The sequence below is a fragment of the Phaeocystidibacter marisrubri genome, from assembly GCF_008933165.1.
Classification (GTDB): Bacteria; Bacteroidota; Bacteroidia; order Flavobacteriales; family Schleiferiaceae; genus Phaeocystidibacter; species Phaeocystidibacter marisrubri.
Genome location: NZ_WBVQ01000001.1, coordinates 202,150 through 214,314 on the forward strand (window position 1 = coordinate 202,150; position 12,165 = coordinate 214,314).

A 12,165-nucleotide genomic window follows, 5' to 3' on the forward strand; every position below is an offset into this window, starting at 1 on the left:
CTTTTTGTATGGCTCTATCAATATGTTAAAACATACGGTCTTAACCGACCGACGATTTATGGTGACTATTGCGTTAGGGATCACCTCTTCCCATTCCGAACAGAGTCGTTAAGCCTAACAGCGCCGATGGTACTGGGTTCGCCCCGGGAGAGTAGGTCGTCGCCATCCTTCAAGCCCTGTCAGTTCTGCTGGCAGGGCTTTTTTTTGCGCTGTACTGTACTCTTGCTTATTTCTCCATATCGATAGGGTAATAATTTTCAGGCTCCAGAGCCGATAGCGAACATCCATTTGCTCCTCATCCTCATAGCTAATAGCCAAAAGCCAATTGCCATCAACCAATTGCAACCCGCTATTCCCTATCTTCGCTCACTGTGAAAAAGAATGTAGCATTATCGCTTATCGCACTGCTCTCGTGCGTCATGTCCTATGGACAAGAGGTGGTTATTCGTGATTCCTCTGATGTGATTATGAATGAATCTCATGAAGATTCACTGAAAGAGGCATATTCGGCCTTAACAATTCGCCAATGGGACGAGTTGTCTTTCCGTCCGGTGGATAGTACCATTACGGTTTTGAATCATACCCGACTGAATGAATGGAATAGAGATCTGTACGGGCAGTTGTCGATGGCTAACCTTGCCACACCACTGGTATATTTGGTATATGATCCAGACCTTTCCATTGGACCTCGCTCGGGATTTCAATCGTATTTCCACGGTTGGGGCAACGCGCGGGATATTCCTCTCTATGACGTTAAGGCTCCTCTATCGGGTATTCGATATTTGAGTGGTTATGAACGGGGTCAACTATTTGGGGGGTACTTGACACTGAACGCACATGAACGCCTCAATTTCTTCTTTGATTTTCAACGCGTGTCTGCCAGAGGTGATTATTTTTCTCAGGATAACCTTTCAGACCAGGTCAAAGCAAGTAGTCACTATCGCACTAAGAATAATCATTACAGCTATCAAACGGCTTTATTGTGGAATAAAAACCGCGGTAGAGAGAGCGGCGGTATTACCAATACCGATGGTTTTAGCAATCCAGATAGCCTGATAACAAATCGCGAGCTCATCAATATTCGATGGAATGATAGCTACTTTAAAGCAACTCAGTTCAATTTGACTTTTAGTCAGCAGTATCTTCCGTTTGCCGATAGTATGGGCGCGAAGGGAATTGGGGTGTATCACGAGGGTGATTTCAGAACGTCAAATCGAACCTTCTTTTCAACAGATAGTATTCTTGGTAACTGGTACTTAGACTCTGCGGAAACAAGAGATAGCACCCGTGTTCTTTCAACTGATCAGCAAGTAGGGCTCGTTTTCCAAAGCGGTGTGAAGGGATTCTCTTATGCGAAAGTGGGGATAGGATATGCCTACGGCGCGCTCTCTACGGATTCCATACGACGCACACAAGATGCCATCTATCTCTCTGGAGAGGTGAGAGGCGAAACGAAGTCGTTTGACTGGCGAGCTAAAGGACGGTACCACATTATAGGAACTCAAGTTGGTGGATTTGACATACGTGGAAACCTTCGAGCCGAATTATATGGTCTTGAAGTTGGAGCTGACGCCATCTTCCAAAATCAAATGCCAACCTTGCAAAGTCAACAGTGGTATGGAAACGACTTTAGATGGAACAACAACTGGGAGTCCACCTATTATCAAAAGTTAGGAGGATATGCCAGTTACAACGACTACATTCGATTGGGAGTCAATTTGAATAACTGGAGCAGACCGGTATACTATGATGAATCTGCACTGCCAATGCAATTGGAAGGTGCTATGCAGCTCATCCAAACCGAATTGAATGTGCGTGTTCCACTCAGCACCTGGTTGATCGTGACGAGTAAGACTACCTTCCAGGTCACTTCAGGATCTGGAGATATCCTTCGCCTGCCCACCTGGGTGAACCGAAGTGGCATTTTTGGGAAGTGGCAAATTTACGAAGGAGCGCTTAAGGCTTATACCGGACTAGAATCCATGGTGTATTCTAAGTATAAAGCCAATGCCTACATGCCTGTAACTGGAGTGTTTCATCTTCAAAATGGTCAAGAGATTGGGAACTTCTTCTATCTAAATGCCGTTGCTGGATTTAGAATTGGCACTGCAGAAATCTACGTGCTCGCAGAGAATGTCGCAGAGGGCTTATTTAACAGGTCGTACTACGCAGCACCTTATTATCCATTGGCAGATCGAACGATTCATTTGGGACTCCGATGGAGATTCTTTAATTAAAAAAGGCGGGAGTGATTTCCCGCCTTTTCTATTATTTTGGATCTAACTTATCCACATTTGGAGTGACCACAGCTTTTACACTTCAAACATCCTTCTTCGTAAATTAATCCGTCTGTGTCTCCGCAATCTGGACAGGTTTTGTCTACTGCAACCGTACCGTCTGGAATGAAGGTTTTCAGCGCTCTCGCTACACCGTTCTTCCATGAATTGATGAAGTCATTGTCGAGATTCAAATTACTTACCAATTCAACTACATAAGGCAGAGGCATGCGGTGGCGAAGTACCCCTGAAATAAGCTTGGCGTAATTCCAGAATTCCTTGTTGAAGGAACGCGACAAGCCTTCAATGGTTACGCGGTAGCCCTGACTATCCGTGTACTGGAAGTCGTATCGTGTTTGTGTTTCCGTGCGTGCACGTACAACGGAACCTCGGGTCACATAAGGAGGAAGATTGAATGCATCTTCGGCCTTACCTGTAAAGATTTCATACGGCAAGTCGTCTAGAATCCCCACAACGGCAATCCAGTTTTCACTTTCATTTTTAAAGCGAATGATGCGTGCCTCCAATGTGTCTGGACGAGGAATGACGGGAGCGTTCAAATCTACCTTTGCCTTCTTCTCGTCTTTAGAAACCAGAACTCCACTTCTACTACCATCACGGTATACAGTAATTCCCTTTAGTCCATGTTTCCAAGATTCGAGATAGATCTCGCCAACTTTTCCAACGCTTACATCAGAAGGGAGGTTGATGGTTGAACTGATGGAGTGTGTGGTATATTTCTGAACGATAGATTGTACTTCAACGCGCTTTATCCAATCAATCTCATTTGCGGTGGCTCCCGCATAAGGACTCTCGGATATTTCGCTCTTTCCACTGATTTCCATCCATGTTTTGAGTTTTGCATGGTACACGTCAAACTCCTCCCAAGCATCTCCCAATTCATCTACAAAGCTCACTTTGGTTTCATCAGATTTGCCACTCAATTTTCTTCTGCGCTTGTAGCTTAGCATGAATGGAGGTTCAATTCCCGAAGTGGTTTGTGTGAGCATGCTTAAAGACCCTGTTGGAGCGACGGTACTAATGGAGATATTTCGTCTTCCGTGTTCCATCATTCTATCGTGAACTTCAGGGAAATCCTCTTTCATCATTTGAATGAATTCAGAGGTAGCCTCTATCACTGGATCGAAACCTACGAAAGAACCGCGTTCAATGCTCATGTCAATGGAGCTATCGAATTCCCCTTTAAGTTTCGTACGCATTATGGTGTCAATGGTTTCCAAACCACCCTTTTCATCCATTTTTAACCCCAGTGCTGCGATGGCATCTCCAAGCCCCGTAAAGCCCAAGCCGGTTCGTCTACCGTTCTTACCATTGTCATATAGGAGCTGCCACAAGTCGAGCTCAGGTTGTTTGATATAATCGGGCTCAGGATCTTGTTTGATCTTGTCGATGACTTTCTGAACATGCTCCAACTCTAGATCAACCAAGTCGTCCATGAGGCGCTGTGCTTCATACGTGGTTTGATAGAAAAGCTCGTAATCAAACGATGCATCGGCAGTGAATGGATCGTTTACGAAAGAGTACAGGTTAATTGCAATGAGACGGCAACTGTCTCCTCCCTGCATGGCGATCTCTGAACACGGATTGGTACTAAGGTTTTCATACCCAGGGTACACGCTTGAGGTGGAGTAGTGATGTTGTCTATCCCAGAAGATGAGCCCCGGCTCAGCTGAGTTATGCGCACATTTGATGATGGTGTTCCAAAGCGAAACCGCGTCAACTTCTTTGGTTACGGAAGGCTTATCACTATCTATAGGCCATTGCAGAGTAAACGGCTCTTTCTGCTCTACAGCAGACATAAAGGCATCGCTCAAGCGAATGGATATGTTTGCACCTGTTACCTTCGATAAATCTTGCTTAATCTTTACAAAATCCTCAATGTCGGGATGGGCTACATCCATAGTTAGCATCAAAGCTCCCCTTCTTCCATTTTGCGCAACTTCACGTGTTGTGTTGCTGAATCGCTCCATGAAGGAAACGGCTCCGCTTGTGGTTCCAGCTGCGTTGTTTACAGTTTGGTTTGAGGGGCGAAGGGAGGATAGATCAATGCCAACTCCACACCTTCTCTTAAACAGTTGAGTAAGCTGCTGATCCGTGTGCATGATACCACCGTAGCTGTCGTACGGGGATGGCATTACAACACAATTGGAAAGAGAGGCAAGAACATCTGTATTGCCCAAACCAAACATAACTGAACCTTGGGGAACGACATATTTGAAATTGTCGAAGAGATGGAAAATGGACTTCTCATCCAGATGCGGACGGTTCTTCCCATAAGTGGATAGGCCTTTCGAATTTCGGTCGAATTGATCCTTGTATTTTCCTTCTATTCGGGCAAACTCACGGGCCATCCTGCGGTGCATGTCTGCAGGTGTAGTTTCTAGAAATTCGCCTTTTGAATTCTTTCGCGCATACTTGTTCATCCAAGTAGTGGCTGCTAGTTCATCGTTTCTAAAATATTGTAAACTAGCGCTGTAAACTTCTTCGTAGGTGTAGGTCCGCGTGGTGGATACGGTTATATCTGATGGCATAGAGCTGAACTTTGGTTGATACTTCCCGTAAAGTTTGCGCTATAATTGACTCGTTCGAAGAGGGGGATTTTGGACTTATGAACCGGTGCGGTGAACAACTCCGAAATCGATTTGATAATGCGGATTTCCGAAGGATTTGATTTTATCTATCATCCCTAGAGAAGGATTGATGTCGACTAATTCGCGCGCTAGGTCTTCTGTTTCTGCTTACGTGCTGCGGGGAACAAAATGTTGTTCAAAATGAGTCGATAGCCGGGTGAATTTGGATGAAGTTCCAATTCCGTAGGAGGATCACCCACTCGATGGGTATAATCTTCAGGATCATGCCCACCATAGAAGGTCCACTGACCTCTGCCGAGTTCTCCATGAATATATCGAGCTTCTCCATTGGCCTTCGTTTCGCCCATGATAAGTACATCGGGCTTGATTAATTCTCGGCGATACGCTGTAGTTTGTCCCATAAAGCCAGGAACAATTCTCGTGTGATTCTGACAAAGCATGGAAGGAATGACATCCCACTTAGCGGAGTAATCAAAGAGGGTGAAGAAGTCATTCTCAGCATCGATTCTTCTCGAATTCGTCATGTCAATATCCGAGAATTCGTATTCGTTGGGATCTTGACTTAGGGTGAAATCACGAAAAGCAAGTGTACGTGTAAAGTCGATTTGATTCTGATAGCTGGGATCAGATGGATCACCGTCAAACATAGGTTCGCAGATATCCACACCTTCGGCAGAAAGTGCAATATCGTAGCTATCGGTGGCAGAACACATGGCGAAGAGAAATCCTCCTCCTGCAACGTACTCTTTGATTCGAAGGGCTACCGCTAACTTGAGCTCGGAAACTTTATCAAACCCCAATTCCGCAGCATCTTTTTCGGCCTGAAGTTTTTGTTCTATGTACCAGGCCGACATGCGGAAGCTGGCGTAAAATTTTCCGTACTGACCCGTGAAGTCTTCATGGTGAAGGTGAAGCCAATCGTATTTGGTTAGCTCGTCGTTAAGAACTTCTCTATCGTAAATGATATCGTAGGGAATCTCCGCATATGTGAGCACCAGTGTTACGGCATCATCCCAAGGTTGATTTCCCTCTGGAGAATAGACGGCGATTTTTGGAGCTTTCTCCAACTTCACCGCTTCCATATTCACAGATGGTGAAGCGATCTGCGCTAGAATTCCATCTGCGTCAACATCCGACAACGTTTCAAAGCTCACTCCGCGAATTGTGCACTCACGCTGAATTTCTGCATGATGAGGAATCATGAAGGCGCCTCCTCTATAATTCAATAACCATTGGACTTCTACACTTCTCTCAAGTGACCAATAGGCAATTCCATAGGCTTTGAGGTGATCGCGTTGACCCTGTTCATCCATGGGAATGAGCAGCCAATCTGCGTTGGCAAAGAAGCTGAGGAATACAAAGAGAAAGGTAAGCGTACTAGAACGCAGAACCGTAGTCTTCTGTTGGTCCCGAATCGCCGAAGAAGTCCTGGTTCTCATCATCAGAATTCATTTTAGATTCAAACACTGCAGGTTGATCAAATCCTCCTACCTCGTCAAGATCGGAGAATTTAGCCATATGGCCTTCAAATTTCAAGCGAACGTTTTCCAAACTACCGTTACGGTGTTTGGCGATCATGAATTCACCTTGGGATTCACTTGGACTTCCATCGTCGTCCCATTCGGTAATTCCATAGTATTCTGGACGGTAGATGAAGGATACGATATCGGCATCTTGCTCAATCGCACCAGATTCACGAAGGTCAGATAGAAGCGGTCGCTTGCTACCTCCACGTGTTTCTACGCTTCGACTCAGCTGAGACAGGGCGATTACTGGAACGTTCAATTCTTTGGCAATACTCTTTAGGGAACGGGAAATCGTGGAGATTTCTTGTTCGCGGTTACCGCCATTCTTGCCACCGCCAGCGGTCATCAACTGGAGGTAGTCAATGATGATGATACTTACGCCGTGCTGTGCTACCAAACGTCTACACTTTGCACGCATATCAAATACGGAAAGGGCAGGGGTGTCGTCAATAAAGATAGGTGCATCTTCCAAGTTCTTCACCTTCGCTAGCAATTGCTGCCATTCGTGATCGTCCAAGTTTCCCTTTCTCAACTTCTCCGAAGAAAGTCCGGTTTCGCTGGAAATCAAACGAGTGATCAACTGAACGGAACTCATCTCCAAAGAGAATACTGCTACAGGTGTTTGATGGTCGATGGCGATGTTTCTCGCCATGGAGAGTACGAATGCGGTTTTACCCATACCAGGACGAGCCGCAATAATCACCAAGTCAGATCGCTGCCAACCCGATGTAACTCTATCCACTTGAGAGAATCCACTTGGAACTCCTGAAAGACCTTCTTTCTTAGAGATTTCTTCAATTCTAGAAATCGCTTGGTGAATGAGGTCTTGTGAACTTTCGTAGTTCTTTTTCAAGTTCCCTTGAGCCACGTTAAACAAGCTCTGTTCTGCTTTGTCCAAGAGTTCAAGTACGTCTGCACTTTCGTCAAATGCCTCGTTGATGATCTCAGAGGAAACTCGAATGAGCTCACGTTGAATATGCTTTTGAACGATAATTCTAGCGTGGTATTCAATGTGGGCCGATGAAGATACGCGCTGACTCAAGTGTACGAGGTAGTATTCTCCTCCCACTTGATCCAGCTGTCCTTTCTTTCTCAAGTCTTGTGCAACGGTCAAAATATCAATCGCTTCCGAACGACCAAATAGATTGTGGATGGCTTGATAAATCTTGGAGTGCGTATCCTTGTAAAAGGCCTCTGGACTCAAGATGTCAATGACTTGGTTAAGTGCAGAGTTGTCAATCAAAAGAGCACCCAATACGGCCTCCTCAAGCTCTACGGCTTGTGGTGGAATTCGTCCTTGTTCCAGTTGAACTACGGACTTACTTTTTTGATTTCTTCTCGGAGAAGGATTGTTGTCAGGCTGATTCATCGTCAGTCAAAAGTACAAATATCATAAGGTGATGAACAGGATAGCTCACCTAGTTTTTAACGAATTGAATGTTGAAGGAATTGCTTGCTAATCAAAAAGATATCTCTGTTTGATTGAAGTGTGCCTACCCGTTTTTCATTCCAAATGCAATCTTCGTCAGGCTGTATGTCGGAATGACAGAGCATGAAAAAACGCCGACCAATGGACGGCGTTTCCCATTTTATACGACGCGAATACTATTCGCTGTATACTCCCATTTTGCAGAACTTCTCAACGCGTTTGTCGATGAGCTTATCTACATCAAGAGTTTTCAATTTGTTGTAGTGTTTCGAGATCTCTGAAGCTACAGTCTTGAATATTTCGTCTGGATTCACATGTGCTCCACCCAATGGCTCTTTAATGATACCATCGATGAGTTTGTTCTTCAGCATATCTTCAGCAGTGAGCTTAAGAGCAGAAGCAGCTTGCTCCTTGTAATCCCAAGATCGCCACAAGATAGAAGAACAGCTCTCTGGGGAAATCACAGAGTACCATGTGTTTTCGAGCATAAGCACTTTGTCGCCTACACCAATTCCCAAAGCACCACCAGAAGCACCTTCACCAATAATGATACAAATGATAGGAACTCTCAATCGAGCCATCTCAAAGATGTTGCGTGCAATGGCTTCACCTTGGCCTCGCTCCTCGGCTTCCAATCCAGGGAAAGCTCCCGGAGTGTCGATAAGGGCAACCACCGGACGGTTGAATTTCTCTGCCATTTTCATCAGGCGAAGTGCCTTGCGGTACCCTTCAGGATTGGGCATACCAAAGTTGCGGTACTGACGCATCTTGGTGTTTACTCCTTTCTGTTGGCCGATGAACATGTAAGATTCGCCATCGATTTCTCCCCAACCGCCAACCATCGCTTTGTCATCTTTCACTCCACGATCCCCGTGAAGTTCTAGAAAGTTGCCATTGGTCATGGCTTCAATATAAGCGAGTGTATACGGTCTGCTTGGGTGACGCGACAATTGTACGCGTTGCCAAGGTGTGAGATTCTTTGCGATTTCCTTTCTGGTTTGAACAATACGCTTTTCAAGTTCCTTGATGGTCTTGTTCATGTCCGTGTTGGTTTCAACTTCCAAGCCACGGGTTTTTTCCAACTGTTCCTCCAACTCCTGGATAGGGGTCTCGAAGTCTAGATAGTCCATATGTAGGAATTATTTAGGGGGTGCAAATTACGAATATCCGCTTTCCTACGAAGTTTCTTGTGATCTTCTTCGCTGTTTGCGCTTTAAGTACCCGTTAATCAGAACGGAAGCTAGGATAATTAATGCTCCAAAGTAGAACTCAGGCGACATTTTTTCATCATCGCCAAGGAGGAAATAGGCGAGTAAAATGCCATAAACAGGTTCTAAGTTGATGGTGAGAACCACGGTAAATGGACTGAGTTCCTTCATCACTGCTACCGATTCGATGAAGGCATAAGCGGTGGCAATGGTTCCCAGTACAATTAAGAGCCCAACGTCTTTGGCTGTAAGTGAAATAGATTCTACGCTGCGCTCTCCAAAGGCGAGTTGAGCGATCATCAAAAGTGCAATTGCCAACCATCCCCCAAAGAGTTCATGAACGGTGATCACCGCAGAGTTGCTCTTCTTCACAAGCATCCCGTTCATCACGCTGAAAAGGGCGGAAAGGAATGCGGAAATCAATGCGACTATGACTCCATTGATATAACTGGTTTCTGCATTGGCTATGGTGAAGATCCCGGCCGCAACTGCGATTCCCAATAAGACTTCAGATAGGGCAATCTTTCGCCTAAAGAATAAGGGTTCCAGAATGGAAACGAAGAGGGTTCCCGATCCGATGCAGGCTAAAGTGACACTAACCGTTGAGATCTTTATGGCATGGAAAAAGGTGATCCAATGAAGGGCTATAATCATCCCCGCACCATAGAGCTTCCATCGCAAAGGACCGCTTACAGCAACATTTACTCCTTTAAATTTCAGAAAGGCGTAAATGGAAATGACGGCGATGAGCATGCGATAGGTCACAAGGGGGATGGAATCCACGGAAATTATATCTCCCAGGATGGCAGTAAAACCCCATAGAAATACAACGAAATGGAGTCTGAGCTGGGCGTTATATGTACGTTTACTTAGGAGCAAGTCGGAAGCTGATAATACCCAGAAGGGCAAAGACCATATTCGGTGTCCAAACAGCTAAAGTAGGAGGAAAGTTTCCATGCGTTGATAGGGTGGTAGATATCTGCATGAAGAAGATGTAGATCATCACCAAAATGAGACCTATGGCAATATTGACCCCCAATCCCCCTCGTCGTTTTCTACTGCTGATGGAAACAGCAATGAGAACAAGGATGAAGCTGGAGAAAGGGTAGGCTGTACGGTTGTTGAGCTCGATGATATGAAAGTTCAATCGCTCGGAGCCACGCAGCTCTTCTTTTTCAATAAATTTGATTAAGTCGGGCGTGGTCATCATCGCGGTAGACGATAGTCTGGGTACGATATCGTTGCCGTCAAAGGAAAAGGTGGTGTCCACACGCCGACCTCTCTGCAGAGATTCCGTGCCATCCTCATGGATGTTTCGGATTTCCCAGTTGTCGAGTCGCCAGGTACCTTTAATACTGTCGTAGCGAACGTAGTCGGCCTCCAGTTTTTTCACCATTCGATTCTCTTTGATGTCGTACACATCGTAGGTGAATTGATAGCCGGCATTACGCTCTGGACTAAAGGAGTAGAAGTAAACGACATGCCCGGGTTCAACCTGACGAAAGATTTGAGTGGTTCGTCGGTCGTCTCTTACTTGAGTGTATTTTGCCTCGAATTCTAGGCGCTTTACATTGGTGACTGGAATGACGAAATGGTTGATGGCCGCACTGATTAAGAAGACTACCGTTGCTCCAAAAAAGTAAGGAACCGTAAATCGACTAAAACTTCTTCCTCCGGTCAGAATAGGAACAATTTCGGTATTGTTGGCCATCTTGGATGTGAAGAAGATGGTAGACAAGAAGAGGATTAAGGCGCTAAACAGGTTGCCATAGTACGCGATGAAGTTCACGTAATAGTCGAAAACGATCTCATTTAAAAGCGCACCATTCTTGGTGAAATCCTCCAATTTCTCAGAGATGTCAATCACCACAGCAATGAGCATCAAGAGCACAAAAAACAAGGTAAATGTGCCAAGGAATTTCTTAAATATGTAGCGATCAACAAGCTTCACTTACAAGCGATTTTGCAATTTGGGAACCATCAATTCTTTCCACTCTCGGAAGGTGCCATTAATGATTCGCTCACGGGCTTCCTTCACCAACCACAAATAGAACCTTAAATTGTGTAAAGTCGCAATCTGACGTCCTAAATATTCGTTAGAGCGGAAGAGGTGACGAAGATAGGCTTTGGTATAAAGCTGATCGACGTAACTGGTGCCATTGGAGTCAATGGGAGAAAAGTCTCTTTCCCATTTGGCATTTTTAATATTGATGATCCCTTCAGAAGTAAAGAGCTGACCATTTCTACCGTTACGAGCCGGCATCACACAGTCGAACATATCTACTCCCAAAGCAATGTTTTCCAAAATGTTGGCCGGAGTTCCGACACCCATCAAATAACGCGGTTTGTCCTTGGGCAAAATGTCGCACACCAAATCACTCATGGCGTACATTTCTTCGTGAGGTTCGCCCACGCTCAAGCCGCCAATGGCATATCCCTCTCTATTGGTCTCTGCAATGAATTCCGCGGAAATCTTGCGAAGTTCTGGATAAACTGAGCCTTGAACAATAGGGAAAAGGGTTTGCGAATGCCCGTACAGAGGTTCCGTTTCGTCAAAGCGATTAATACAACGCTGCAACCAACGGTGGGTACGATCCATTGCTTCTTTCGCGTATTCCGGCGGACAAGGATATGGAGTACACTCGTCAAAGGCCATGATGATATCTGCGCCAATTTGACGCTGAATGTCCATAACATTTTCTGGAGTGAAGAGGTGGTAGGAGCCGTCAATGTGCGACTTGAATTTCACACCTTCTTCCTTAATCTTGTTGATGCCGTCTAGCGAGTACACTTGAAACCCACCAGAATCCGTCAGGATAGGACGATCCCAACTCATAAACTTGTGGAGACCTCCAGCTGCGGTAAGCGTTTCTGTGCCCGGTCTCAGGTACAAGTGATAGGTATTACCAAGAATGATTTCCGCCTTGGTGTCTTCAACTAACTCGGTTTGATGCACCGCCTTTACGGATGCGACGGTGCCAACAGGCATGAAAATGGGGGTTTCAATCACTCCGTGATCTGTAGTGACTTTCCCAGCTCTCGCCTTACTCTTTGGGTCTGTAGATTGCAGTTCAAATTGCATCGGGCAAAAATAGCGGAATTTTCTACGGTGAA

Annotated in this window: 8 protein-coding genes and 1 rRNA gene; 2 read left to right on the top strand and 7 right to left on the bottom strand. The window is 45.4% G+C overall.

The features are described 5' to 3' along the window. Positions 1 to 57 precede the first annotated feature (57 nt). Positions 58 to 168, top strand: a 5S ribosomal RNA gene (gene rrf, locus F8C82_RS00890). Between the two features lie 203 nt (positions 169 to 371). Beyond that, a complete protein-coding gene (locus F8C82_RS00895) occupies positions 372 to 2,237 on the top strand; it encodes a putative porin (RefSeq protein WP_151691554.1) in 1,866 nt (621 codons plus the stop codon). A gap of 47 nt (positions 2,238 to 2,284) precedes the next feature. Here the strand turns inward: F8C82_RS00895 and F8C82_RS00900 are convergent, their stop codons facing one another. From F8C82_RS00900 to tgt, 7 genes are all read right to left on the bottom strand, one after another. Then, a complete protein-coding gene (locus tag F8C82_RS00900; protein ID WP_151691555.1) occupies positions 2,285 to 4,828 on the bottom strand; it encodes an adenosylcobalamin-dependent ribonucleoside-diphosphate reductase in 2,544 nt (847 codons plus the stop codon). Between the two features lie 188 nt (positions 4,829 to 5,016). Continuing rightward, positions 5,017 to 6,201 (bottom strand): asparagine synthetase B, encoded by a 1,185-nt coding sequence (locus F8C82_RS00905; RefSeq protein WP_407675822.1) that lies wholly within the window; start codon positions 6,199 to 6,201, stop codon positions 5,017 to 5,019. 64 nt (positions 6,202 to 6,265) lie between these two features. Beyond that, the gene (gene dnaB, locus F8C82_RS00910) at positions 6,266 to 7,783 is read right to left on the bottom strand and encodes a replicative DNA helicase (protein ID WP_151691556.1); all 1,518 of its coding nucleotides are present in this window, start codon (positions 7,781 to 7,783) and stop codon (positions 6,266 to 6,268) included. A 236-nt stretch (positions 7,784 to 8,019) separates the two neighbouring features. Further along, positions 8,020 to 8,973 carry an acetyl-CoA carboxylase carboxyltransferase subunit alpha gene (locus F8C82_RS00915; RefSeq protein WP_151691557.1) on the bottom strand — a complete coding sequence of 318 codons (954 nt, stop codon included), beginning with the start codon at positions 8,971 to 8,973 and terminating at the stop codon, positions 8,020 to 8,022. 45 nt (positions 8,974 to 9,018) lie between these two features. Beyond that, positions 9,019 to 9,960 (bottom strand): DMT family transporter, encoded by a 942-nt coding sequence (locus F8C82_RS00920; protein ID WP_317132261.1) that lies wholly within the window; start codon positions 9,958 to 9,960, stop codon positions 9,019 to 9,021. After that, positions 9,917 to 11,002 carry an LptF/LptG family permease gene (locus F8C82_RS00925; protein ID WP_151691559.1) on the bottom strand — a complete coding sequence of 362 codons (1,086 nt, stop codon included), beginning with the start codon at positions 11,000 to 11,002 and terminating at the stop codon, positions 9,917 to 9,919. The genes F8C82_RS00920 and F8C82_RS00925 overlap by 44 nt, the downstream gene beginning before the upstream one ends. Continuing rightward, a complete protein-coding gene (gene tgt / locus F8C82_RS00930; RefSeq protein ID WP_151691560.1) occupies positions 11,003 to 12,133 on the bottom strand; it encodes a tRNA guanosine(34) transglycosylase Tgt in 1,131 nt (376 codons plus the stop codon). Between the last annotated feature and the right edge of the window lie 32 nt (positions 12,134 to 12,165).

Coding starts and splice junctions, on each gene's coding strand:
- dnaB (WP_151691556.1), bottom strand. CDS start 7,783: ATGAATCAGCCTGACAACAATCCTTCTCCGAGAAGAAATCAAAAAAGT.
- tgt (WP_151691560.1), bottom strand. CDS start 12,133: ATGCAATTTGAACTGCAATCTACAGACCCAAAGAGTAAGGCGAGAGCT.
- F8C82_RS00905 (WP_407675822.1), bottom strand. CDS start 6,201: ATGGATGAACAGGGTCAACGCGATCACCTCAAAGCCTATGGAATTGCC.
- F8C82_RS00915 (WP_151691557.1), bottom strand. CDS start 8,973: ATGGACTATCTAGACTTCGAGACCCCTATCCAGGAGTTGGAGGAACAG.
- F8C82_RS00900 (WP_151691555.1), bottom strand. CDS start 4,828: ATGCCATCAGATATAACCGTATCCACCACGCGGACCTACACCTACGAA.